The sequence below is a fragment of the Xanthobacter dioxanivorans genome (assembly GCF_016807805.1).
Taxonomy (GTDB): domain Bacteria; phylum Pseudomonadota; class Alphaproteobacteria; order Rhizobiales; family Xanthobacteraceae; genus Xanthobacter; species Xanthobacter dioxanivorans.
This window is the reverse complement of record NZ_CP063362.1, coordinates 1,872,056-1,896,729: the sequence shown is the minus strand read 5'-3', so window position 1 is coordinate 1,896,729 and position 24,674 is coordinate 1,872,056. Positions and strand designations below refer to the sequence as shown.

Here is a 24,674-nt window from a genome sequence, read left to right as displayed (position 1 = left end):
TCGGGAGCCTGAATCACGCCCCGGGCCCGGCCGCAAATTTAGGGGACCACGGCCTAGAATTTCATGCCAAATCCCATCGCCAAAACCCAAAAATCAGTCCGGATTTCAGTTCCCAGGCTGGGCCCGGTTCCTACCAGTGGGTTTGGAATATCATATTCCAGCCCGAGGTTGAACTCATAGCCACCACCGAGCCGGCAGGTGAAGCCGGCAGTAATCGCGTTGGAATTGATCCCGGTCAGAATGAAATTCTGCGTGGCAAAATCCGAATCCGGAGCTTGATTGGCAAGGCTAAATCCGCCTCGGAACGTCCACACATCATTGAAATCGTAGGAAATTCCAGCACGGAACACGTCCTGGTCCTGCCACCCGAACAGGTCATTATACGCCCTGACGTCAGACCACGATATGTGCAGATAATCAACCGCAATCGTCACGTTATCAAATGGCCTAATGGCAATTCCGACCCCGTACTGTTCGGGGATATCAATTCCCCCGCCAACCGTCGACAGAAGTGTTTTACTATATCCGGGAATATTTCCCATGATTGTCTTTGGCGAATAGGACGCACCCACGGAAAACCAATTTGTGACGTTCCAGAGCGCTCCTACCTTTCCAGTTACGCCGAATGCCGCTCTCGTATTGTAGGAATCGAAGAGAATCGGCGCGCCGTTGGGACCCGGCGCGAACAGGCCGGATGCCTCAAACAGTTGAATCGCGGGACCGACCGACGCTCCCACCGCGAAATCGTCTGTGACCTTATAGGTGACAGTCGGTAGCGCGACAACTTGCTTGAAGCTGGCCTGAGCATTGTGCATTCCGGGAATAGGCAGCGCTGACGTTGAATAATTAAACGCGGCCCCGCTCGCAAAAGTCGACATGCCGAGCGTGATCTGCGGCGTCAGCTGGTAGTTGAAGCCCATCTCTGGAACCGGCGCAATGATTGAGCCGTCTATCCGATTGGCGGGCGTGATGAGCGTCGTCTGGGAGGAGGCGCCCAGGAACTGGACATCGAGGTCAATGCGGTTCCCGACGTAGGCGAGCCCCGCCGGATTATTGGCCGCGGCGATCGAGTCTTGAGGGAATGCAATTGATGCTCCACCCATTGACATGGCGGCCACGCCGTAGCCAGTCAATTGCGATGCATCGGTCGCCCAGGCAGCCGAGCTCACAATCGCAAATCCAGAAGCCAGCGCTATCGGCGCGACGCTCACAATATTTCGAACCGGCATGTTGAGCCCCCCCTCGTTTTGTCTTTTCTATTTGGAATCATTCGTTTCGTACTTGCTTGTGTAATAGATCCAGATAATTTCCCATTTTCAAATGAAAAATAGTAAAATTGAATGCGCTACAATTATTGGCACGACAACGGTGATGTTGCCCCCCGTCAACGCAGGACAACATCACACCATTCGTAAAGTCCGAACGGCCCCTGGGACGACATCCGATCAAATCGAACCAACCTGATCGGTGAATCGCCGCCTCATTCCAAGATGGAACACGGGGTTTCCGATCAGCCTGCGATGCAGGCTGATCGGCGCGCGCGCTAGGCTTCCAACGAACGCCAGCTGCCATGGAAGCCAAAGGGAATCCGGGTCGGCAGTTCAACCCTGGCGATCGGCCCCTTGCTGATATCAGTGGTGTCCAGAACGATGAAATCGCTCAGATTGCGCTCAGGGTCGTAGACGATTGTAACCACCCAGCCATCGCCTTCCGGAGCATTCTTGTCACGCGGGACAAAAGCGGGCTCGAGAACATAATGCCCTTTTCCCGGGCGATACTCCTTATGCTCGCGCGTCACGACATCCAGCTGAACGATTGCATCGTAATAGGAGCCGTCAACCCATTCGCCCAAGAAGGCGGCGTAGAAGCATTTGGAATACCGCTTCCCCACGTACCTCTCGTCGACGACGGGAAACTCACCCGCAACCGAGGAAAGAACTTCCTCCGTATACCCGTCTTCATTCGAATCCATGTCGAAAGTCCAGCGCACCGGCACGCCGTTGCCATCTCGGATCCATTCCGGTTCGCTATTCTTCGACAAGTCGGGAAAGAGCGGCAGATGCGGATACTGCATCATGTCGAGCACCACCTTGGTCCGCCCGTCTTTATGCTCGGTATACGCATTGATGGTGTGAAAGGCATACGTCGCCTTCCCCCGGAACCACCTCATCTCCGAAACGTCGCCGTCTCGGCGCATGATGCCAAAATGGGTTCCCAATGCAGGATCGTAGGCGCCGAGCGGACCACCGTTGGCAACCCGCTGGAGGTTGATATCCGCAGCGAAAAGCGGAAAGATCACATGTTCCTTCGTGATAGCAAAATCATGGGCGATGGAACAAAACGGAACCGGAAAGTGGTCATGGCGAATGAGATTTCCGTTCTTGTCCACCACCGAGTAAGACATTTCCGCCGTACCAAAGCCGCCCGCCTGGTATCCGAAGCCGTGCATCTCCCCCGTATCCGGATCGATATGCGGATGGGCGCTGAGGGCGCCTTTGTGCTTGCCTTCGAAATCCCAGGTCTCGACAACAGTTTCCAGTGTATCCCCATCCAGCGCCGCGGGGCCGCACCACTCATCCAGCGCCAGGAGCTTGCCGCCGTGGAATAGAACGTGAGTTGCCGCGAAATGCTTGGGAATATTTTCGCCCTCGGGAAGCGACGGCGACTTGAGTCCCGTGGTGACGAGACGATGACCGGCCTCGCGCTGAGCAAGATACTGCTGCGTGCGAACCCAGCGGTTGCGATAGCTGACCTGGCCGTCCTTGACATATACCGCGTGGATCATCCCTTCCGATAGGAACCAGTGATGATCTGAACTAAGCGGCGGGAACATCGGATTGGCGCCGTTCCTATAAAGAACACCATTTAAGCCCGCGGGAATCTTGCCTTCCGTCACCAGCAGATCAGGCGCGTCGGCTTCCATTGAGATTGGCGCGTAGTTGCCCATGAGCTGAAGATGCGTGTGATTCAGATTTTCCATCGTTTCTCCTCCCCTTTTAAGATTTAACCGCCACATCGGCGCACGCCTGAGCGCGACCCAATCAAACTGCATCAATTTGATTGGTGAATCGCCGTCCAACTCTAAAATATAGAACTGGCTTTCCGACACGCTTGCGATGCAAGTCGACCGACGCGTGCTCTAGTGTTTTGCGAATACACCAAGCGGTCCGTCCTGCAGATTGATTACGACGGATTTCGTATGCGTGTAGTCGCCAAGGATTTCGTGGGCGAACTCCCGCCCGAAGCCGCTTTGCTTGTAGCCGCCTAGCGCGTTGCCGGTCTTGGCATTGAAATATCTATTCACCCAGATGGTTCCGGTCTCCATCTGACGCGACATCCGGTGAACCTGATTGAGGTCATTCGACCAGATGCCACCCGCCAGCCCATAGGGGCTGTTGTTGACCGATCTAAGCACTTCCTCCTCGCGATTCCAAGTAAATATAGCCGTAACCGGGCCAAATATTTCTTCTCGCGCGATGCGCATTTCATCACTTACGTCATCAAATACGGTCGGCCGAACAAATAGCCCCTTCTCCAGTCCGGTCACGCGGAGGGGTTCGGCCCCCGTCAGCACCCGGGCCCCCTCGGCTCGCCCGATATCGAAATATCCGGTGACCTTCTCGTACTGCGCCTGGGACGCAAGTGCCCCCAGCTGAGTGGCTGGATTGAGAGGATCACCCACACGAACACTGTTGAGCACGCGAACAAGTTTCTCGGTGAACTCGTCTTTTACCGAACTGTGGACGTAGATGCGGGACCCTGCGAGACAGACCTCCCCCTTGTTGAAAATTGTAGAAAGCGCGGCCCCCTCGACGGCCGCATCGATGTCGGCGGTGGGACAAACCACCTGCGCCGACTTGCCGCCGAGCTCCATTGTCTGCGGAATGATGTTGGCGGAAGCATATTGCATGATCTTTCGGGCCGTCGGCACCGAACCGGTGAAGGCGACCTTTCGCACGCTCGGGTGCGTAACCAGGGCTTCGCCGACGTCCGCTCCATAGCCGGTCACGACGTTTACGACACCCGGCGGAATGATGTCGGCCATCTCGTCAAAGAATTCCAGGACAGACAGGCAAGATGACTCGGCGGGCTTCAGCACCACCGTATTTCCAGCCGCGAGCGCCGGCGCGATCTTGGCTGCCATCATCAGCAGCGGCACATTCCAGGGGATGATCTGCGCACAAACGCCGAGAGGTTCCCTGTGGACGATCTGAAGGGCGTCGGGATAGTTGCGCGTCTCGCCGATCAGCGTATGCGCCGCCCCCGCGAAGAGATCGAACTGCGCCGCCGCTATTGGAATATCCCAATAGGTCGCCTCAGTGATCGTCTTGCCGTTATTCAGGCATTCCATCCGGGCATATTCGGCGTTCCTGGCGCGCATGCGCCGGGCGATCTCGATGAGCAACGCCTGCCGCTCGTCGGGCGTCGTCTGCGACCAGGAGGCATATGCGGCCTCGGCCGCCGCTACGGCGCGCAGCACGTCCTGCCGATTTCCCGCCTGCACGCAGCTCAGGATCTCTCCCGTCGCGGGATTGATCTGAGGGATTGTTTTTCCCGAATCACTCCCGATCCATCTGCCCGCAATGAAGTGGCCGTACTCCGGCTTAAATATGTTTTTCAGGTTTGCTTTGATATCGACGACGGTCATTGAGCATTCCCCAATTTTTTGATTGGACGTTAGAGGTCGAGAACCAGCTCCCGTCCCTTGGAGCGCGAGACACAGACGCAAATTTTCCGACCGGATCTGCTCTCTTCTTCACTCAGGTAGCTGTCGCGATGCTCCGGCGTGCCGGAGAGCACGCGGGCCTCGCAGGTGCCACAGATGCCTTGCTCGCATGACGTCCGCACCGGGAGCCCCAGGCGCCGCAGCGCGGCGAGGATGGTCTCATGCGATGCGACCTCGGTGCTCAGACCGCTGCGCTGAAGCCGAAGAGTGAACGGCGCGGAGGCGGCGGGCGCGGCGGGCGCCGCCGCGAAATATTCCGTTCGGATGGCCGCCGCTGGCCAGCCGTGGTCCAGCGCGGATTGCTGAACGAGCGCCATGAACGGCGCCGGACCACAAAGATAGATCTCCTCGTCCGCCTGGCGGCTCTCCGTGAGCAGAGAAACAGCGCGCTCGAGCGCGCCGCCGGCCAGGCGCAGGCGAAGCCGGGCATGCGGCGCCAGTTCGCTGCGCGCGAGCTGGCGCCGGAAGGCTGCGTGCTCCGGAGACTGGGCGAAATAATGCAGGCGGAAGGGCGCGTTCCGCGCCGCCAGGGCGGTGGCCATGGAGAGGATGGGTGTGATTCCGATGCCCCCGGCGATCAGCAGCTTGGGCCGGCCGTCGTCGTTCAGCCGGAAGTTGCTTCTCGGCCGACCGATCCGGAGGACATCGCCCTCCCGGACGACCTGATGCATCGCCTCGGAGCCGCCGCGGGAAGGCTCCACCCGCTTGATGCCGATCACATAGTGGGTGTCGCAGCCGGGATTGCAGATCGAGTACTGCCTGACAAGATCCTCGGTGATGTGCACGTCGATATGGTCGCCCGGCGCCGCGGCCGGCAGCGCATGGCTGTCGGCCGCCGCGAGCTCGAAAACCCGAATGCCGATGGCGTCCTCTCGAATGGAACGCACCTTGACGGACATGGTTTCCATCCCCGCTCCTCCCTGGATTTATGCCGTCCGGTGGAGGCGTGTGTTACGGGCTCGTCCGGCCTGCTCGGCGGATAGCAGGTCGCTCATGATCTTGCGCCAACGCACGACACCGACATCCGTCTCCAGCAAGACCTCGCCGAGTGTTTCTGCGCCCGTCATAAGCATGATTTCATGCTGGGCGCTGATCATGGGCTCGTCTTGCTCGACGAAGGCGAACTTGCGCAGATCGGAAATCTTCGCCCGCGTTTCCTCGGTCTCGGAGGACGGGCTAATATTCCAGCGAACCGCAACCGTGTGGTAGTGCGTTGATGTCTTGGTTTGCGGCGTCATGATGTGGAGGCCCAGGTAGCCGGTGCCGTCCCGCCGAGGGGCGCCCGCCTCGGTGACGCCCACATCCAGCAACAAGGCGGACGGCGCCTCCCACCGACAATCCTGCCAGGTGTCGACGGTGCCGCCGTCACCACGGAACATCAGGTCCCAGATGCCCGGACACGGCACATTCGCCATGAACCGCCGCACCCAGAACGCGTTCCCGACCTGCTCGACGGTCGTGTCGGTACAATTCATTTCCTCATTGCCGAGGATATCGCGGTGCAGGAAGTTGCCGTGGCTGCAGTCCAGGATGTTGTCGACGATCAGCTCGAACGGCACATTCATGACGAAGTGGTCACGCCGAGTGACGGCTTCTGGCGCCGCCTCCGAAAGGATCGAGTAGTCGGGAATGAGCGTTGAATCGGGGATTTCTTCGCCGAGCCAGATCCACAGGCCGCTGTGCCTTTCGACCACCGGAAAAGTGCGCACCTTGGCGGCGGCCGGAACCTTGCCGCTGAGGTGAGGGTTGCGAACGCAAGCGCCACGGGCGTCGAACTCAAGCCCGTGATAACCGCAGATCACGCGATCGCCAGCCAGCCGGCCGCGCGAGAGCGGGGCAAAGCGATGGGGACAGCGGTCCTCCATTGCGGCCACCTGCCCGGCGGCGTCGCGGAACAGCACGACCGGAACATTCAACAGGATGCGTGGAACAAGCTGACCGGCCGCCACATCTTGAGCCCACGCAGCGAAGTGCCACGTATTCCACAGGAATTCCATCGTTTCCTCTCCACATATACGCGGCGACTTAGACCTCGCGGCCTTGTCTCCGTCATATTTGCAATCGTCACGCCGTTACGGTGATAAGCAGCTCTCCCAGAGATTCAACACTGGCGTGGATCTGGTCTCCCGCATGAACGGGGCCGACACCGTCCGGCGTTCCCGTCATGATGATGTCTCCAGGGTAAAGGGTGTAGAGACGGCTGGCATATTCGATGATGCGGCGTGTATCGAACAACATGTATGCGGTAGAAGACGCCTGCCGGACATCGCCATTCACGCTCAACTGCAGACGCAGGGCGTCGGGATCTGGGACTTCATCGGGCGAAACCAGCCATGGTCCGAGAATGGCGTATCCGTCCGGCGACTTCCTGTAGCTCGGCACTTCCGGTCCACGCAGCGACATGTCGAGGCCGATCGAATATCCGGCGACGTAGTGCAACGCCTCCTCCCGATCGACGTTTTTGCACTCGGCGCCGATCACGACGGCCATTTCCACTTCATGATCGGTCCGCCTGTCCGGAAAGGTCCGCGGGAATCCGTCGGAAGGACCTGCAAGGCTGCTGTTGGCCTTCAGAAAAAGGCCGTAGGCGTCGAGGGTCGTGTATACTTTTCCGGTATTGATCTCGGTGTCCGAATTGGCTTCGTCGATGTGCGCCTTGTAGTTGACCGGCGCGCCGATGATCTTGGACGGGTTGGCCACCGGGCTGTCGAGGCGCACGGAGCCGTGGGGGATCAGCTCGCCGCGCGGCGTCGTGTCCAGATGATCTCGCCGTTCATAAAACTGGCGAACGACCGCGTCGCCGGGCAAAGCAGGCCAGGACAGGGCCAGGTCGAACCGGCTCGTGATATCCTCGATGCCATCGAGATGCCACAGGCCGAGGCGATTGCCGTTGAAGCGAACGAGTTTCATGGCCGCCTCACCATGATTCGGTGCCGAAGCCCGGCAGCGCGTCCTTGTACTCGCGCCACAGACCCAGCTTTTCGTGGACGGGCCGATCGGAAAATACGAAGAAAACGGACTCCTCGATCGCTTCAAAATGGTACGGCGTCCAGAGCGGCAGGGCGAGAACGTCTTTCGCGCTCAGGATGAAGCTGGCATCTCCCACACGCGCGCGCAACCTGCCCTCCACCAGCACCAGCACGGCACCGTCGGTCGACCGGTATGGCGCGGTCGCAATGCCCCTGGGCAAAAGGCGCATGCTTGCGGCGATGGTGGGGATTGCCCAATCCCCATTGGTGGGATTGACGAAGCGCAGAACATGCCCGTGATGGGGATCTGGATCTTCGCCCTGGGCGAGGATGTGCAGGGCCTCCCGTGTCCGGGCGTAAGGGTAGTTGAAAATCGGAGAGGTGGGGCGCGACCGGCTCTCGAGCGGCAGGAGGCCGGAGCCGTATTTGGCCGCTGCAAAGCCGTCCGGGCGGGAAACGATCTGCGCCTTGCTGTTGTGCTCCTCCCGGAAGCCAACCCCCAGATAGGAAACGAGAGGCACATCCAGCCCGTCCATCCAGATCACCGGGCCGTCGGCTTCGCTACCGTGGTCATGCCATTCCCAGGCCGGGGTGATGATGAAATCACCCGGATGCATGCTCGTGCGCTCACCCGCAACGGAGGTGAAGGCGTTGGTTCCCTCGATGACAAAGCGCAATGCCGATTGGGTATGGCGATGTGCGGGCGCGATTTCGCCCGGCATGATCAGCTGCAGCCCGGCGTACAGGGTATCCGTGATCCGCGACGCCCCCGGCAGGCCGGGATTGTTGAGCACGAGCACCCGGCGTTCGGCTTCCTCGGCCGTGATCAGGTCCCCGGCCTCCAGCAGCCTCGGGCGGATCTCGTCGAAAGACCACTTGAACGGCCGCGCCTTCGGGCTGGGCTCCGCCGGCACCAGACCCGACAGCTTCAGCCAGAGAGGCCCGAGGTTTTCAGCTTCGAGCGCATCATAGTAAGTGGTGCGTCGCGTTTCGAGTGATGCGTGTGAAGCCATTGTCTCTCGTCGCCCCGTTCAAGGCATGTCGATCGTGATTGAGCCGGTGGCTCGCGAGACACAGGCGCAAAGCTGCCGGCCTTGCGCCCGCTGGTCCGCGCTGAGGAAGACGTCCCGGTGATCGAGGTCGCCTTCAAGCGAGACGACATCGACGGCACACAGGCCGCACTCGCCGCGCTGGCAGAAATAGAGGGGCTCGCACCCCCTTTCCTCCAGCATCTCAAGGAGATTGCGCTCCGGCGGAACGAGGAATTCGATATTGCGGCGATTGACGGACACACGAAACGCCTCCGACGGGCGGTCGGAGGCCGCGCCGAATGTCTCGAAGCGCAGAAGCTCGCGCGGCCGCCCCGCCGCCGCCCATGACGCCTGCAGCGCCTCCAGCATCGGCACCGGACCGCAGACATACGCCTCCGCCGCTCCAGGCTGCGTCGCGAGGTGCGGCTGCAGATCGAAAGGACCCGCCTGCGCATCGATGTGCACCACCAGATCTTCCCCGAACTCGGCGAGCAGCCTGGGGAGGAACGGCATCGCTTCCGGCTTGCGGCCCAGGTAGAAGAATTTGAAGCGGGCGCGCAACGCGCGCAGTGCCCGCGCCATGCCGACGATGGGCGTGACGCCGATGCCCCCGGCGATCAGCATATAGGACGGGGCGCCCGGAAGCAGGACGAAGTGATTGCCGGGCAGCGACGCCCGCAGCCGGTCGCCGACCCGCAGCGCGTGCATGAACTTCGAGCCGCCCTGCCCATTGTCGAGACGCCGCACGGCGATCAGCAGGCGTTGACGCCCACGATGCTCCACCACTGAGTACGAGCGCGTTGCCTGGCGCCCGTCCGCAATCACCTGAACCTTGATGTGCGAGCCCGCCTCGTGGGCCTGCAACGGCACCGGGTATTCCAGCTCGATGGCAACGACATCGTCGCAGGCGGGGTCGACGGCGCGCACCGAGGCTTCCAGCCACTGGGTGCCTTGGCCGGGAACGCTGTAGGACAAACCATGCATCGCCTCACTCCGCCGCAACGGAGGCGTCCACGGCCTCGCCATCCTGCTCGCGGGCGACCATGCGCTCGACGATCCGTCGGGCCCAAAGCGCCCCACCATCGATATTGAGGTAGTAGAACTTCCTCAATCCGAATTCGCTCACGGATTTTTGCTGCATTTCCAGGATGAGCTTGTCCTCGCCGAATATGGAGCGCGCCCCGTCGCGCCACTCCTCGGTGAGCTTCTCGTCGTCGAGGCTGAAATTGCGCAGGAATATCCAGCGGTACTCGCACCGCGTCGCCGTCACCGGCGTAACCACATGAATCACGAAGCCACTGAACCCCTGGCTCCGGTCGCCTTCCGGCGCGCCCGTTCCTGTCAGCGCGGCGCCGACGTCGATGGTGACAGTGCTCGGCGCGTGGAAAGTGACGCGCTGCCAGCGATCGACATTCCCCGCCCGCCCCAGGCTGCCCAATATGGCGCGGAACAGCGGCGGGGCCTCGGTGTCGATCATCCAACGGGTGACCATGACCATGTCGCCGTCGTGACGAACAGTAAAGGGCGCCTCCGCCACGGCACGGTTGCCGATGCTCGAGCTGTGCACGAAGGTTTCGTGCGTGAGATCCATCAGGTTGTCGATCAACAGCCGATAATCGCAGTCCATGTGCATCAGGCCGCCATCGCCCGCCCACGCCGGATTGCTGTTCTGATGAAGATCGGGAACAAGGGCCGGATCGGCCAGGCGCGGATCACCCATCCAGATCCAGACAAAGCGATGCCGCTCGACCACCGGATAGGATTTTACACAGGCAGCGGGATTGACCGTCTGCTGGGACGGCATGTGCGTGCACCGGCCTTGCCGGTTGAAAACCAGCCCGTGATAGGGACAGGCAACCTGATCGCCAACCCGCTTGCCCGCGGACAGGGGCACCAGGCGGTGCCAGCACACATCCTCAAGCGCCGTCGGCGTTCCGTCGGCGCATCGATAAAGCAGAACCGGCTTGTCGCAGATGCGGCGCGCAGTGAGCGCAGCCCCGATCTCATCGCTCCACCCTGCTGCATACCAGCTGTTGAGTGGAAAGGCAGGGCCATCGGGGTTTGGCGTTATTTCTTGCATGGGCGCTTTCTCCGAGGTCATAACTTATAGGTCATAAGTTATGGTGTCAACGCATGTCGCGTCAGGGGCTGGCGCGGCCTGCGATCGACCACAGCCGGCGGCCGATCGCAGGCCTCCGGTCGCGCGCCTCCAATCCCACCGGGTGGGGGCCGACCCTGCGTGAAGCGCCGAATATATTTGGCGGCGGCGACCCGGATGCCCCGCCTTGCGCCACCGGCTGAAGCGGTTCGTTCCATGTCGTGCGCGATCCGCAGCCTCGAACACCTCTTCAGCGTTTGGCTGGCCGGCACCTCAACCCATGAAGAGGCGGGGTCGCATTTAGCGGAATTCCGATATGCATGCCGGGCCAACGACACGGAAATAAGAATCCATTAGACTCAAACCCGAGCCCGATGAGCAGGAGGTCGCAAGGTCGGTGGAGCGGGGATGACGATCCATGGCATTCGGGCGTGCGCCACAATTTAAAAGATGGAGCGGTGGTAAAAGACACCTCGGGAATAAGGCGGCGTCGCGCGATGATGGCTCGGCCTCCGCTCGTCGAGCACGACGCCGGTATGTGAGAAATAGAGGAAGTCAATCGTATGCTTCGCCACAAGACAGAAGAGTTCAATAATATTACGCCTCCGTCCCCCGACGTATGCGATGGATCATCCGTCACTGACACGTTTGGATATTTAATCCGACGCATACAGGATCAGTCCGTCCGCACCTTTTCCGAATTTTTTTCCGAGTACCAGCTCAACCCGATTGGGTATGCAATTCTTTCCGTTACGGCCAGAAATCCGGGAGTGCGGCAGGGAATGTTGGCGTCCGTGCTGGGCGTACAAGAATCGAACATGGCGAATGCGATCAAAGACCTCATGAATCGCCAGCTGCTTGCTCGCGTGCGCCGGAAAAAAGATGGGAAAGCTTATTACGGACTGGAATTGTCGCAGGGCGGACTGGCTATTATAGATGACCTGACGCGACGGGCAACCGAACTGGAACACCGCCAGTTGATCAATTTAACGCAGAAAGAACGCGATCAATTCATGATTCTTCTGAAGAAGATTGCTCGCCTGTAGACATCAGCATTTTCTTTATGCCGAGGCATCGGAAATTTAATCCTAGCGTCATTTTGTTCCGCGCCTCATGACGCGGCCTTATCGCAAATCACCACCTGCCGACGGCGCATCGCCTCGCTGGCTGGCCTCGCGCCGAGGTTCGGGAATGCGGCGTCACGGTTGAGCGCCGGCATCACGCCAGAAACGAGGGCGGGGCCCGGTGCGTCGCAGGATGCGGCGCCATCCAAGATTATGGGTGTGCTTTGACATCGCGGGGTTCGGATCGAACGACGGGCAGACGACCGGCGTCTCCTCACGCCGGCACAGTCGCGAACAGCCGGAGCGCGTCCGCGCTCATGGGTTTCGACAGGCCGCCCCGTCTTGCAATCGGGCCAAACGACTCGGCGATTGTCCAAGTCGATCCAGACCCGTTCGAGTTCTTGGTCGGGTCTTCCTCCTGAGAGGCGCCAGATCGGCGCGTGTATGGGACACCTTCAGTGGGCCGGGCACCGGGATGATGCAGCCCTTGGCGCAGGAGCCGGCGGGGCGCCTCATCAAGACCGGGCGAACACCCAGCGATCGCCATCCAGCGCCCGCTCCAGCGCCCCCCGCCGGACGAGATGGTTCAGATGCGCCAGCGCCTCGCTGAGGCCGAAGCCGATCTGCTCCGGCGGCAGCGCGCGGAAGAGCACGTCCGTCGTCTCCATCACCGTGCGCGGCGCGGTGCAGAACGCCATCAGCCGCTCGAGGCGCTCCGCATGGTGCGCCCGGAGCGCGGCGATGCGCGCGTGCAGGCCGAAAAACGGCTCGCCGTGGGACGGCAGCACCAGCGTATCCTCGGGCAGCGACTCGAATTTCCGGAGCGACGTGAGGAAGGCGTCGAGGGGGTCGGCCCGCGCATCGGCGGAGTAGGCGCCGATATGCGGCGAGATGCGCGCAAGAATTTGGTCCGCCGCGATCAGCATCTTTCGCTCGGCGCTGTAGAGACAGATCATCTCGGGGGCGTGGCCCTCCCCGATGATCACCCGCCAGGGGCTGCCGGCGAGCACGATCTCATCGCCCTCCGCCACGCGCAGGTAGCGGCGCGGCAGCGGTCCGACCCATTTGGGAAACAGCATGCCCCGCCCCGGCAGATAGTCCAGGAACGACTGCGGCGCCCCGCACAGGCGGTTGTGCGCCACCAGCTCGCGCATCGCCTCGTCCTGTGGCTCGTCGAGGAGCATGCGCGCCTGCATCCACTCCACCCGGCTCATGTGGATGTCGACGCCGATGCGCGCATGGAGCCAGCCGGCGAGCCCCACATGGTCGGGGTGGAAATGGGTCACCAGCAGCCGCGCCACCGGCGCCCCGCGCAGCAGGGGATCGGCCAGGACCTGCGTGAACAGCGCCCGCGTCGGCGCGTCGTCCACGCCGGAATCGACGAGGGTCCAGCCGTCCGGGCCGGACAGGAGCCAGGCATTGACCTCGCTGGGCGGAAAGGGAAGCGGCACCCTCACCCGCAGCAGGTCCGGGGCCACCTCGCTCACCCCGGCCGCCGCGCCGTCCTGCATCGCCACCGTCATGCCCGTCCCTCGCGCCGAACGCCGCCCTCCCGGGCCTGGGCAGCATATCGCGCGCGGATGCGGCGGGTTCAAGCCTTGTCCACTTGATCGCCGCCGCCGTCCGGGAGCGGGCGGGCGGCATCGAGCAGCCCGCGGATGCCGTGAACGGGAATACCGCCTGCGCGCCGCCCCGGTTCAGCAACGCGGCACCGGCCGGGCGCCAGAGCCCGCGTCACCAGCGCCGGGCGGCACCGGCCGCCGCCGGCCACGCTCCCGCCGGAGGCGCGCCTGGGCTCACCGGATGGCGCCGAGGGCGAGGCGCGCCTCCAGCGCCGCCGCCGCTTCCTTGCGCTCGCTGTAGCGGTCGGTGAGATAAGGCGCGACGTCGCGGGTGAGCCAGGTGAACTTCACCAGCTCCTCCATCACGTCCACCAGCCGGTCGTAATAGGCGGAGGGCTTCATGCGGCCGTCCGCGTCGAACTCGTCATAGGCCTTCGCCACCGAGGACTGGTTGGGGATGGTCAGCATGCGCATCCAGCGCCCGAGGATGCGCATCTGGTTCACCGCGTTGAAGGATTGCGAGCCGCCGCACACCTGCATGAGCGCGAGCGTACGCCCCTGGGTGGGCCGGATGGCGCCCAGCGCCAGGGGGATCCAGTCGATCTGCGCCTTCAGCACCGCGCTCATGGCACCGTGCCGTTCGGGGCTGCACCACACCTGCCCCTCCGACCACTGGGCCAGCGCGCGCAGCTCCTGCACCTTGGGATGGTCGATGGGCGCCCCGTCCGGCAAGGGCAGGTCGCGCGGATCGAACACCCGCGTCTGCGCCCCGAAGTGCCGCAGCAGACGCTCCGCCTCCAGGGTCAGGAAGCGGCTGTAGGAGCGCTCGCGCAGCGAGCCGTAGAGCAGCAGGATGCGCGGCGGGTGCCGGGAGGGCTCGGCCGGCCTCAGGCGTTCGAGCTCGGGGATGCGCAGCGCGGCGGCATCGAGGTTGGGCAGGGCCTCCGCGCTCATCGCACCGCCTCCTGCGGCTTGGACGCCGGGCCGCCGCGCTCGTACCAGCCCTTGGAGCGGTTCACGATCCACACCACCGACAGCATCACCGGCACCTCGATGAGCACGCCCACCACGGTGGCCAGCGCCGCGCCGGAGCTGAAGCCGAACAGGCTGATGGCGGCTGCCACCGCCAGCTCGAAGAAATTGGAGGCGCCGATGAGCGCGGAAGGCCCGGCGATGCAGTGCTGCTCGCCGGCCATCCGGTTCAGCACATAGGCCAGCCCGGCATTGAAATAGACCTGGATCAGGATCGGCACCGCCAGCATCGCGATGACCAGCGGCTGCCGCAGGATCTCCTCCCCCTGGAAGCCGAACAGCAGCACCAGGGTGGCGAGCAGCGCGGCGAGGGAGAAGGGCCCGAGCCGCGCCAGCAGCCGCTCCAGCGCCGCCGGCCCGCCGGTGGCGAGCACGCTCCGGCGCAGCAGCTGGGCCGCGACCACCGGCACGATGATGTAGAGGGCCACCGACAGCACCAGGGTGCTCCACGGCACGGTGATGGCGGACAGGCCCAGCAGCAGGCCGACGATGGGGGCGAAGGCCACCACCATGATGGCGTCGTTGAGCGCCACCTGGGACAAGGTGAAGTGCGGCTCGCCCCGGGTCAGGTTCGACCACACGAACACCATGGCGGTGCAGGGCGCGGCGGCCAGCAGGATCAGCCCGGCGATGTAGCTGTCGATCTGGTCCGCCGGCAGGAAGGGGCGGAACAGGGAGCCGATGAAGAACCAGCCGAGCAGCGCCATGGTGAAGGGCTTCACCGCCCAGTTCACCAGCAGCGTCACGCCGATGCCGCGCCAGTGCCGGCCGACCTGGCCGAGGGCGGCGAAATCGATGCGCAGCAGCATGGGCACGATCATCAGCCAGATCAGCGCCGCCACCGGCAGGTTGACCCGTGCCACCTCCACCGCGCCGATGGCCTGGAAGACCCCCGGCACGAGATGTCCGAGGCCGACGCCGGCGACGATGCACAGGCCGACCCACACGGTGAGGTAACGCTCGAAGATGGACATGGGAGGTTCCCGAGTTTCAGCCGGCGGTGATGCGGTGGCCCGCGGCGTCCACCACAAGCGCGCCGTCTTCCTTGGCGAAGGCGCCTTGCTGTGGCGGCAGGAGGTCGAGCACCAGCTCGGACGGGCGGCACAGGCGCACGCCTTGCGGCGAAACCACGAAGGGCCGGTTGATGAGGATGGGATGCGCCATCATGGCGTCGAGCAGCGCATCGTCCGAAAGGGCGGGATCGCCGAGGCCGAGCGCGGCATAGGGCGTGCCCTTCTCGCGCAGCGCGTCGCGCACCGAAAGCCCGGCGCGGGCAATGAGGTCCTTCAGCAGCGCCCGCGCCGGCGGCGTCTTCAGGTACTCGATCACGTGCGGCTCGACGCCCGCATTGCGGATCATGGCGAGGGTGTTGCGCGAGGTGCCGCACTCGGGATTGTGGTAGATGATCACGTCCATGCCCGCCGCCCTCACGCCACGTCGGGCCGGGGGGTGGTGGCGCCGTCGAGGCGGCCGATCTCGCGCAGCTGCGTGCCGAGGGACAGCCGGTCGAGCTTGGCGATGGGCAAGGCGGTGAAGACCGAGATGCGGTTCCTCAGGTAGCGGAAGGCGGCGACGAAGGCGGCCTCCTTCTGGATGTCCGTGCCCTCAACCGCGGCGGGATCCTCGATGCCCCAGTGGGCGGTCATGGGCTGGCCCGGCCAGAGGGGGCAGGCTTCGCCGGCGGCGTTGTCGCAGACGGTGAAGACGAAATCCATCACCGGGGCGCCGGGCTCGGCAAACTCCAGCCAGCTCTTCGAGCGCAAGCCCTCGCTCGGATAATCGCCGGCCTTCAGCACCTTGAGGGCGAAGGGATTGACCTCGCCCTTCGGCTGGCTGCCCGCCGAGAAGGCGCGGAACCGGCCTGCGCCGTCCCTGGCCAGGATGCTCTCGGCGAGGATGGAGCGGGCCGAATTGCCGGTGCAGAGGAACAGCACGTTGTAGACGTGCCCGGTGGTTGCGTCAGGCATGGGTGTCCTCGGTCTTGGGTTCGCAGGCGCAGGACAAGGCGGCGACGGCCGGGGCGCACACCTCGGGGTGTCCGTTGCAGCAGTCCCGCATCAGGAAGGCGACGAGATCGGACAGGGTGGGGTAGACGGCGCTGTAGATGATGGAGCGCCCCTCGCGCCGGGAGGCCACCAGCCCCGCCTGCTCCAGCTGGCTGAGGTGAAAGGACATGCGCGAGGCCGAGGCCCCGTCCATGGCCTCGCCGATGGCGCCGGCCGGCAGGCCCTGCGGCCCCGCTTTCACCAGCAGCCGCACCATGCGCAGGCGCGTCTCCTGCGAAAGCGCGGCAAAGGCGGCCAGGGCCTGTTCCTCAAGCATGGGCACCATTTCAATATCTCAATAGATGTTGAAATGAAGATAGCGGCGGTGCGCGCGCGCCGCAAGCGGAAACCTTCGCCTCATCCCCTCGGCGTCGGTCGTTGACCGACGCCGAGGGGATCACGCTCAGACGCCGCGCGGGCTATACCAGGAGCCCGTGAGTCAAGCGCACGGGCTCCTGGTATCAGAGCCGGACCAGCGCCGCGCCGCCAGTGAGGCCCGCCCCGGCGGCGGCCATCAGCAGCACGTCGCCTTCGCCGTAGCCCCGCGCCCCGGCGCATGCGGAGAGGGTGAAGGGAAGGGTGGCGGCCGAGGAATTGCCGAACTCGGCCAGGGTCGACAAGGTCCGCGCCGGAGCGATGCCGAGGCGATCGGCCACGGCCGAGACGATGCGCCCGTTCGCCTGGTGCGGCACGAAATGGGTCACCTCGTCCGGCGTGAGGCCGGCCTGGTCCAGCACGTGGCGGCAGGCATCGCCCATCATGGCGACGGCGCGCTGGAACACCGCGCGGCCGTCGCGCATCACCATGCGCGGCACGCCCGCCCTCTCCTCCCCGCCGGTCCGCCGGCTCCCGCTGTCCGGGATCTGGATGAGATCGTAGCCCGACCCGTCCGAGGCGAGGCGGGAGGCGAGAAGGCCGGTGCCGGCGCGGTCCGCCGGCGCGATCACCACCGCCCCCGCCGCATCGGCGAACAAGGCGGAGGTGGAGGCGTCCTGAGGATCGATGCGGCGCGAGAGGATGTTGGCGGCCACCACCAGCGCCGCCTGCCCGCTCGCCCGCACGAAGCCCTCCGCCAGCACGTAGGCATAGAGGAAGCCGGCGCAGGCACCGGTGAGATCCGCCGCCCCGCTCGCCGGCAGGCCCAGGCGATAAGCGAGGAGCGGCGCGGTGGGCGGCAGGAGATGGTCGGGCGTCGAGGTGGCCAGCAGCGTGAGGCCGATCATGGCGCGCGGCAGGCCGCAGGCCGCATGCGCCATCTCCAGCGCCATCTCGGCGGCGGGCAGCGCGATATCGCTCACCGCCTCCCCGGCCGCCGCATAGCGCCGCGCGCGGATGCCGGTGCGGCTCTCGATCCAGCCGGCGGCAAGCCCGAGACGGCCCTCGATCTCGGCATTGGCCACCACGCGGTCCGGGGCGTGGTGGCCGTGGCCGGCAATGCGCGTTCCGGCCCGGCTCACGCCGCGGTCCCCAGATCGGCGGCGGCGGCGATGGCGGCGTAGACGAGGTCGAGATCCCCGGCGCTCGTGCAATAGGGCGGCATCACATAGATCGTGTTGCCCAGCGGCCGCACCAGCAGGCCCCGCTCGCGGAAGAAGGCGGACAGGCGCGGCCCGATGCCGGCGAGGTATCCCGCATCCGCCACCACGAGGTCGAGGGCCGCGATCGTGCCGAGCCGCCGCGCGCCGGAAAAGCGCGCATCGTCGCGGAACGGGGCGATGCGCTCCTCCTGCAGCGCGCCGAGGGCGGCCACGCGCCCGGCCACGTCCTCCTCCGCCCAGATGTCCAGGTTGGCCAGCGCCGCCGCGCAGGCGACGGGATTGGCGGTGAACGAGGAGGAATGGAAGAAGGTGCGGGCGCGGTCGGTGGAGTAATGCGCATCGAAGATGTCCCGCCGGCACAAGGTCGCGGCCAGCGGCAGCGCCCCGCCGGTGAGGCCCTTGGACAGGCACAGGATATCCGGCACCACGCCGGCCTGCGCGCAGGCGAAGAGGGTGCCGGTGCGGCCGAAGCCGGTCATCACCTCGTCGGCGATGAGGAGCACGCCGTGGCGGGCGCAGATGGCCGCCATCTCCTTCAGCACCCACGGCGCATACATGCGCATGCCGCCGGCGCCGAGCACGAGGGGCTCCAGCACGAGGGCCGCCGGCGCCGCGCGGCAGGCGGCCTCCAGCGCGGCCAGCGTCGTGTCCTCGCGCCCCGCCTCGGGGAAGGGCAGGCGGGTCACGTCGAACAGGAAGGGCGCATAGGCGGCGTTGTAGACGCCCCGTTCGCCGGCCGACATGGTGCCGATGGTGTCGCCGTGATAGCCGTGCTCCAGCGCCAGGATGCGGCTGCGCGCCGTCCCGCCGTTGCGCCAGAACCCCGCCGCCATCTTCAGCGCCACCTCCACGGAGGTGGAGCCGCTGTCGGAGAAGAAGACGTGGTCGAGGCCGGGCGGGGTCATCGCCACCAGCCGCCGGCCCAGTGCCTCGGCGGCGGGATGGGTATGGCCGGCGAAGATCACCTGGTCGAGCTCGCCCGCCTGGTCCCGGATCGCGGCGACGATGCGCGGATGGCAATGGCCGTGGGTGATGACCCACCAGGACGAGATGGCGTCGAGAATGCGCCCGCCCTCCGCCGTCTGAAGCCACGCGCCCCGGCCGCGCACCACCACGGGCGGCTCCGGCGCCAGCGCGTGCTGGGTGAAGGGGTGCCAGACCGGTGAGGGCCCGGCGAACGTGGTCGGGGGCGCATAGGTCATGGCCGGGGGCCCTCTAGGGAGAAATCGGCGCGGCGGAAAGCGCGCGCGAAGGCGATGCGCAGGGTGTCCGCCGTCAGCACCGGCAGGCGCGGCAGGCGGCCGAGCCGGCGCACGCCGCCGATCTCGGCGATGATCGCCTCCGCCTCCTCGGCCGCGTCACCGATAAAGGCGACGCCATGCACGCGGATGCCCCGCGCGCGCAGCGCCTCGATGGCCATGAGCGAGTGGCTGATGGTGCCGAGCCCGGTGCGCGCGCACACGATCACCGGCAGGCCCCAGCGGGCGAACACGTCGGCGAACAGGGTGCGCCGGTCCAGCGGCACCAGCGGCCCGCCGGCCCCCTCGACGATCAATGGCCGCTCGGTCTGCGGCAGCACCAGCGCCGAGGGATCGATGCGCACCCCTTCCGCCTCGGCCGCCCAATGGGGCGAGGCCGGCAGGGCGAGGCGATAGGCCTCCGGCAAAATCCGCTCCGCCGGCAGGCCGGAGAGACGGCGCGTCGTCCCGGCGTCGGTGTCGCCGTCGAGGCCCGCCTGAACCGGCTTGAAATAGCAAGCGTCCAGCGCCCCGGCGAGGGCGGCGGCGAACACCGTCTTGCCCACGTCGGTGTCGGTGCCGGTGATGATGAAGCCGCGGCTCATGCCGGCTCCCGTTGCAGCACGTCGCCGAGCGCGGCGAGGAAGGCATCGAGCTCGGCATCGGTGACGTTGAGGGTGAGGGGAATGCGCAGCCGCGCGGTGCCCTCCGGCACGGTGGGCGGGCGGATGGCCCGCACGTCGAAGCCCGACGCCTGGAGGCGGTCCGCCACCCCCGCCGCCCGCCGGTCGGCGCCGAGCACCACCTTCTGGATCTGCGAGGCGGTGGCCGGCAGGCCGAGCCCGGCGAGGGCCGCGCGCACATGGGCGATGCGGGCGTGGAGGCGGGCCCGCCGGTCGTCGGCATCGACGCAAAGGCGCAGCGCGGCGCGGACGATGGCCGCGACCAGGGGCGAGGGCGCCGTGGCGTAGATGAAGCCGCGGGCGCGGTTGACCATGTAGTCCTTCAGCCCCGACGGCAGGCACACCAGCGCCCCCATGGCGCCCAGCGCCTTGCCGCAGGTGTGGAGGGTGACGAGATTGCCCGAGCCTTCGAGGCCGGTGGCAAGACCGCGCCCACCGGGGCCGAAGACGCCGGTGGCGTGGGCCTCGTCCAGCATCAGCATGCCGTCGTGCCGCGCGGCGATGGCCGAAAGCTCGTCGAGCGGGGCGAAGTCGCCGTCCATGGAATAGAGGGTCTCGGCGACGATCCACGGCCGCCCCCGCCCGCCCCCCGCCCGCCAGCGGCGAATGGCGGTGTCCACCGCGCCCGCATCGTTGTGGGGCGTGGCCACGGCCTGCGCGCGGGTGGCGGCGAGGCCCTCGTGCACGCTCGCATGGATGAGCGCATCGTGGACGACGAGGTCGCCGCGCCGGGGCAGGGTCGCCACCAGCGCCGCATTGGCGGCGAAGCCGCCGGCGAAGAATAGCGCCGCCGGCGCCCCGAAGAGGGCCGCCGCCTCCGCCTCCAGCGCCTCGTGCTCGGGATGGTTGCCGCGCAGCAGCCGCGACCCGCCGGACCCCACCGGCACCCCCGCGCCAGCGCGGCGGCGGCCGCCCGCCTGAGGGCGTCCGACTGGGCGAGGCCGAGATAGTCGTTGGAGGCGAAGTCGAGCCCGGTGCGCGGGGCCAGCGCCCGCAACCGCCCGCGCCGGCCGAGGGCGGCCAAGGCCGCCTGGTGCGCCGCCAAAGCCGGCTCTGCCTCGGGCATGGCAAGGACCGGCCTGCGTTCAAGCGTCCCCATGCGCGGCTCCGCCCGGCGCGGCGGTGATGCCGAGGCGGGCGAACAGGGCAGCATCCCGGTCCTCGGCGGGATTGGCGGTGGTGAGCAGGGTCTCGCCCACGAATATGGAATTGGCCCCGGCGAAGAAGCACAGGGCCTGCAGTTCGTCGCTCATGTGCGAGCGGCCGGCGGAGAGGCGCACGATGCTGCCCGGCATAAGGATACGCGCCACTGCCACCAGGCGGGCGAAGGCGATGGGGTCCACCGGCTGCGCGCTCTCAGCCACCGGCACACCCTCCACCTCGTTCCACAAATTGAGCGGCACGCTCTCCGGCGGCGCGTCGAGATTGGCCAGCAGCACCAGCATGTCGAGCCGGTCGGCGATGCCCTCGCCCATGCCGACAATGCCGCCGCAGCACAGTTTCAGCCCCGCCTGGCGGGCATGGCCAAGGGTGTCGAGGCGGTCCTGCATGGTGCGGGTGGTGATGACCTCGCCGTAGAAGTCGGGCGAGGTGTCCACGTTGTGGTTGTAGTAGTCGAGGCCGGCGGCGCCGAGGCGACCGGCCTGGTCGGCGTCGAGCATGCCCAGCGTGGCGCAGGTCTCCAGCCCCATGGCCTTCACCGCCGCGATCATGTCGCACACCTTGTCGAGGTCCCGCGCCTTGGGCGCCCGCCAGGCGGCGGCCATGCAGAAGCGCGTCGCCCCGGACGCCTTGGCGTCGGCCGCCGCGGCCAGCACCTCGTCGGCGCCCATGAGGCGGCTCGCCTTCACCCCGGTGTCGTAATGGGCGCTCTGGGAGCAGTAGCCGCAATCCTCCGGGCAGCCGCCGGTCTTCACGCTCAGCAGGCGGGCGAGCTGCACCTGGTTGGGGTTGAAATGGGCGCGATGGAGCGTGTGCGCCTGGAACAGGAGATCGGCGAACGGCAGGTCGTAGAGCGCCTCCGCCTGCGCACGGGTCCAGCGGGGCCGATCCCCGGCAGGCGCCGGCTCGGAATGGGGGCTTCGCGGCTCCGCCAGCATGGGATCTCCAATTTTATAGATAATTTGTGATTCCTATCTCTAAAACTTCCACAGGATGGTCCCGACCACAAGGGGGGCGCCGCCCGGGACGGTCCCCCCATGCGGCGACAGGCCACCCTCCCGCCCGGAATGGACTGGATGCGGACAGGCTTCGCCGTCGGCGCGGGCTGTCTGAACGTCTTTGCCGGAACGTCAGAATTCCGGGCTCCCCTGCCAGCCGCCACAGCCGGGCGTGACCCCGCCCCGGCGTCTCCGCCCGCCCTTTTCCAGCGGCAGGGGACGGCAATCCTGGCCGATGCCGGAGGTGAACGCTCCACGCGTCCCGGCGGCGCCGGTCGCTCAGCCGATCCGCCGCACGTGGCGGGCGAGGGTGGCGGCGGCGGTTTCCACGTCGCCCTTGCGCAGGGCGGCGAGGATGGCCCGATGCTCCCGGTCCACCCGCGGCACGAAGGTCGCCGCGCTGGTGGCGAAGAGGTGGCGGGCGCTCGCCGCGTGCAGGTCGTCGATGGTGGCCATGAGGCGGGGCATGCCGCAGGGCGACAGGATCAGCCGGTGGAAGCGGCGGTTCGCCTCCTCCCAGGCGCGCATGTCCACGCTCGCGTCGCCGGCATCGGCGGCGGTGGCGGCCGTCTCCAGCAAAGCCGGGGTCAGATGCGGCACCGCATGGCGCAAGGCGAGGGTTTCCAGCGCCGCGCGCATCTCCACCACTTCGCGGATCTCCGCCTTGTCGAAGCCCGCCACCCTCACCCCGCGCCGCGGCTCGCTCACGGCGAGGCCCTGCGCCTCCAGCCGGCGGAACGCCTCGCGCACCGGCACATGGCTGGCGCCGAACTCCTCGGCGATATGGTCCTGCCGCAGCTTCTCGCCCGGCGCCAGCGCGCCGGCGACGATCCGCTCCGCCAGGATGCGCGTGATCCGCGCCGTCACGGTCTCTTCAGGCTCTTGCCGCATGATTTTATAGATAATTTGAATCAAAGGCCGTGTCGAGCGCCGCTCCGGCTCTCCTGCGAGCCGCCTCGTCCTGACCCGAGGCGGACGGCTGACGACCGGCTTGCGCCGTCCCGGCCCTTTCGGCGAAGCTGCGCCGCGACAGGACAGCCCCGGGGGAGGCGCATGAGCAGCCGGCAGAAGGTCACCATCTGGCACAATCCCGCCTGCGGCACCTCGCGCAACGTGCTGGCCATGATCCGCGCGGCGGGCATCGAGCCCGAAGTGGTGCTCTACCTGAAGACGCCGCCGTCGCGGACGGAGATCGCGGCGGCGGTGAAGAAAGCCGGCCTCACCGCGCGCGGCGCCATCCGCGACAAGAACGAGCCGTTCGAGGCGCTCGGCCTCGGCGGCCCCGCCGTGTCCGACGACGCGCTCCTCGACGCCATGGCCGAACACCCCGTCCTCATCAACCGGCCGTTCGTCTTCACGCCGAAGGGCGTGCGCCTGTGCCGGCCGAAGGACATCCTGCTGGAGATCCTGCCCGAGGCGGCGGGGGCATAGGCACCGGCCCGTTTCGTCCTGAGCGTTTCGCCCGGCCCCGCGCCATCGCGGCCGATGCCTCCCGCCGGCAAAGCCACGCCATGGAGGCGGTGCAAAATCTTTGCCCCCGGCGGTTCCGCTGCGCCCTGGCGCACCCTATCTCAACACCGTCTCCGCCGCCGCGCCCGCGGCGGCTCTCGCAGACCTCGCATTCGGATCGAGGGTCGGCCTTGCCGCCCCGCCTCGACACCTGAGGAACCACCCATGCCCGATCTCTCCGCCTTCCCCATCACCCGGCGCTGGCCGGCGCAGCATCCGGAGCGGCTCCAGCTCTATTCGCTGCCGACGCCCAACGGGGTGAAGGTCTCGATCATGCTGGAGGAGGTGGGGCTGCCCTACGAGCCGCACACCATCAATATCGGGCAGAACGAGACCTGGACCCCCGAATTCCTGTCCCTCAACCCCAACGGCAAGATCCCCGCCATCGTCGATCCCGACGGACCGGGCGGGCAGCCGTTCGGCCTGTTCGAATCCGGTGCCATCCTCGTCTATCTGGCGGAGAAGACCGGGCAGTTCCTGCCGCAGGATCCGGCACGCCGCTACGAGACCCTGCAATGGGTCTTCTTCCAGATGGCGTCGGTGGGGCCCATGTTCGGGCAGCTCGGCTTCTTCCACAAGTTCGCCGGGCGCGAGATCGAGGACAAGCGGCCGCTGGAGCGCTACCGCGCCGAGACCCGGCGCCTGCTCGGCGTGCTCGAAGGCCGGCTCGACGGCCGCGACTGGATGATGGGGAACGACTACACCATCGCCGACATTTCCCTTCTCGGATGGGTGCGCAACCTCATCGGCTTCTACGGCGCCGGCGAGCTCGTCGACTATGCGAGCCTGACGCACGTGCCGGCGTGGCTGGAACGCGGCCTCGCCCGGCCGGCGGTGCAGCGCGGGCTGGAGATCCCGGCCCGGCCCTGACGCGCCCTCGGCCATGGGGTGGGCGCGGCGCCCGCCCCATTGTCCCCGCACCGGCATGCAAGTCTTGCCGGGATGGGGCTTGTTCCGCGCCACCGGCGCGTCAGGATCGGCCTTCGGCGGCCGCGCCGCACGCCCGCCCAACCGCCAGCA

The 24,674-nt window shown here is 66.2% G+C and carries 23 protein-coding genes and 1 pseudogene; 3 read left to right on the top strand and 21 right to left on the bottom strand.

Features of this window, described 5'->3' with window-relative positions; translation table 11 throughout:
* Window positions 1–53 precede the first annotated feature (53 nt).
* The 9 genes from EZH22_RS08975 to EZH22_RS08935 all read right to left on the bottom strand — a co-directional run bounded on the left by EZH22_RS08975 (window position 54) and on the right by EZH22_RS08935 (window position 10,806).
* The gene (locus EZH22_RS08975) at window positions 54–1,229 is read right to left on the bottom strand and encodes an OmpP1/FadL family transporter (protein WP_203195306.1); all 1,176 of its coding nucleotides are present in this window, start codon (window positions 1,227–1,229) and stop codon (window positions 54–56) included.
* Window positions 1,230–1,543: 314 nt separating this feature from the next.
* Window positions 1,544–3,109, bottom strand: a complete 1,566-nt coding sequence (locus EZH22_RS08970; protein ID WP_203195305.1) for a carotenoid oxygenase family protein — start codon at window positions 3,107–3,109, stop codon at window positions 1,544–1,546.
* 30 nt (window positions 3,110–3,139) lie between these two features.
* Window positions 3,140–4,648, bottom strand: a complete 1,509-nt coding sequence (locus tag EZH22_RS08965) for an aldehyde dehydrogenase family protein (protein ID WP_203195304.1) — start codon at window positions 4,646–4,648, stop codon at window positions 3,140–3,142.
* Window positions 4,649–4,677: 29 nt separating this feature from the next.
* Window positions 4,678–5,634 carry a PDR/VanB family oxidoreductase gene (locus tag EZH22_RS08960; protein WP_203195303.1) on the bottom strand — a complete coding sequence of 319 codons (957 nt, stop codon included), beginning with the start codon at window positions 5,632–5,634 and terminating at the stop codon, window positions 4,678–4,680.
* Window positions 5,635–5,652: 18 nt separating this feature from the next.
* Window positions 5,653–6,723, bottom strand: a complete 1,071-nt coding sequence (locus EZH22_RS08955; protein ID WP_203195302.1) for an aromatic ring-hydroxylating dioxygenase subunit alpha — start codon at window positions 6,721–6,723, stop codon at window positions 5,653–5,655.
* A gap of 67 nt (window positions 6,724–6,790) precedes the next feature.
* Window positions 6,791–7,636 carry a fumarylacetoacetate hydrolase family protein gene (locus EZH22_RS08950; protein ID WP_203195301.1) on the bottom strand — a complete coding sequence of 282 codons (846 nt, stop codon included), beginning with the start codon at window positions 7,634–7,636 and terminating at the stop codon, window positions 6,791–6,793.
* Between the two features lie 7 nt (window positions 7,637–7,643).
* The gene (gtdA, locus tag EZH22_RS08945; protein WP_203195300.1) at window positions 7,644–8,708 is read right to left on the bottom strand and encodes a gentisate 1,2-dioxygenase; all 1,065 of its coding nucleotides are present in this window, start codon (window positions 8,706–8,708) and stop codon (window positions 7,644–7,646) included.
* Window positions 8,709–8,726: 18 nt separating this feature from the next.
* On the bottom strand, window positions 8,727–9,710 hold the full coding sequence (locus tag EZH22_RS08940) for a PDR/VanB family oxidoreductase (RefSeq protein WP_203195299.1): 984 nt from the start codon (window positions 9,708–9,710) through the stop codon (window positions 8,727–8,729).
* Between the two features lie 4 nt (window positions 9,711–9,714).
* The gene (locus EZH22_RS08935; protein ID WP_203195298.1) at window positions 9,715–10,806 is read right to left on the bottom strand and encodes an aromatic ring-hydroxylating dioxygenase subunit alpha; all 1,092 of its coding nucleotides are present in this window, start codon (window positions 10,804–10,806) and stop codon (window positions 9,715–9,717) included.
* Between the two features lie 581 nt (window positions 10,807–11,387).
* On the opposite strand from EZH22_RS08935, the gene EZH22_RS08930 reads away from it, so the two are divergent.
* Entirely contained in the window at window positions 11,388–11,870 is a 483-nt protein-coding gene (locus tag EZH22_RS08930; RefSeq protein ID WP_203195297.1) for a MarR family winged helix-turn-helix transcriptional regulator, read from the top strand.
* Window positions 11,871–12,403: 533 nt separating this feature from the next.
* Here EZH22_RS08930 and EZH22_RS08925 read toward each other — a convergent pair.
* From EZH22_RS08925 to EZH22_RS08870, 12 genes and pseudogenes are all read right to left on the bottom strand, one after another.
* Entirely contained in the window at window positions 12,404–13,411 is a 1,008-nt protein-coding gene (locus EZH22_RS08925; RefSeq protein WP_203195296.1) for an MBL fold metallo-hydrolase, read from the bottom strand.
* Between the two features lie 273 nt (window positions 13,412–13,684).
* Complete coding sequence (gene arsH / locus EZH22_RS08920; RefSeq protein ID WP_203195295.1) at window positions 13,685–14,404, bottom strand: arsenical resistance protein ArsH; 720 nt, start codon at window positions 14,402–14,404, stop codon at window positions 13,685–13,687.
* Complete coding sequence (arsB, locus tag EZH22_RS08915; RefSeq protein WP_203195294.1) at window positions 14,401–15,456, bottom strand: ACR3 family arsenite efflux transporter; 1,056 nt, start codon at window positions 15,454–15,456, stop codon at window positions 14,401–14,403. Before arsB ends, arsH begins: the two co-directional genes overlap by 4 nt.
* A 16-nt stretch (window positions 15,457–15,472) precedes the next feature.
* The gene (gene arsC / locus EZH22_RS08910; protein ID WP_203195293.1) at window positions 15,473–15,898 is read right to left on the bottom strand and encodes an arsenate reductase (glutaredoxin); all 426 of its coding nucleotides are present in this window, start codon (window positions 15,896–15,898) and stop codon (window positions 15,473–15,475) included.
* An 11-nt stretch (window positions 15,899–15,909) separates the two neighbouring features.
* Window positions 15,910–16,449 carry an arsenate reductase ArsC gene (locus tag EZH22_RS08905; protein ID WP_203195292.1) on the bottom strand — a complete coding sequence of 180 codons (540 nt, stop codon included), beginning with the start codon at window positions 16,447–16,449 and terminating at the stop codon, window positions 15,910–15,912.
* A complete protein-coding gene (locus tag EZH22_RS08900) occupies window positions 16,442–16,804 on the bottom strand; it encodes an ArsR/SmtB family transcription factor (RefSeq protein ID WP_203196473.1) in 363 nt (120 codons plus the stop codon). Before EZH22_RS08900 ends, EZH22_RS08905 begins: the two co-directional genes overlap by 8 nt.
* Window positions 16,805–16,988: 184 nt before the next feature.
* Window positions 16,989–17,984 carry a beta-ketoacyl-ACP synthase III gene (locus EZH22_RS08895; protein WP_203195291.1) on the bottom strand — a complete coding sequence of 332 codons (996 nt, stop codon included), beginning with the start codon at window positions 17,982–17,984 and terminating at the stop codon, window positions 16,989–16,991.
* Window positions 17,981–19,267, bottom strand: coding sequence for an adenosylmethionine--8-amino-7-oxononanoate transaminase (locus tag EZH22_RS08890; protein ID WP_203195290.1), 1,287 nt, complete (start codon window positions 19,265–19,267; stop codon window positions 17,981–17,983). The genes EZH22_RS08895 and EZH22_RS08890 overlap by 4 nt, the downstream gene beginning before the upstream one ends.
* The gene (gene bioD / locus EZH22_RS08885; RefSeq protein ID WP_203195289.1) at window positions 19,264–19,908 is read right to left on the bottom strand and encodes a dethiobiotin synthase; all 645 of its coding nucleotides are present in this window, start codon (window positions 19,906–19,908) and stop codon (window positions 19,264–19,266) included. The genes EZH22_RS08890 and bioD overlap by 4 nt, the downstream gene beginning before the upstream one ends.
* Window positions 19,905–21,052: pseudogene (locus EZH22_RS08880) on the bottom strand (8-amino-7-oxononanoate synthase). Before EZH22_RS08880 ends, bioD begins: the two are co-directional and overlap by 4 nt.
* 19 nt (window positions 21,053–21,071) lie before the next feature.
* A complete protein-coding gene (bioB, locus tag EZH22_RS08875; RefSeq protein WP_203195288.1) occupies window positions 21,072–22,085 on the bottom strand; it encodes a biotin synthase BioB in 1,014 nt (337 codons plus the stop codon).
* 339 nt (window positions 22,086–22,424) lie between these two features.
* Entirely contained in the window at window positions 22,425–23,036 is a 612-nt protein-coding gene (locus EZH22_RS08870) for a GntR family transcriptional regulator (RefSeq protein ID WP_203195287.1), read from the bottom strand.
* 162 nt (window positions 23,037–23,198) lie between these two features.
* Between EZH22_RS08870 and arsC (EZH22_RS08865) the strand changes: the two genes are divergently transcribed.
* Entirely contained in the window at window positions 23,199–23,576 is a 378-nt protein-coding gene (arsC, locus tag EZH22_RS08865) for an arsenate reductase (glutaredoxin) (RefSeq protein ID WP_203195286.1), read from the top strand.
* A 243-nt stretch (window positions 23,577–23,819) separates the two neighbouring features.
* Complete coding sequence (locus EZH22_RS08860; RefSeq protein ID WP_203195285.1) at window positions 23,820–24,524, top strand: glutathione S-transferase N-terminal domain-containing protein; 705 nt, start codon at window positions 23,820–23,822, stop codon at window positions 24,522–24,524.
* Window positions 24,525–24,674 lie beyond the last annotated feature (150 nt).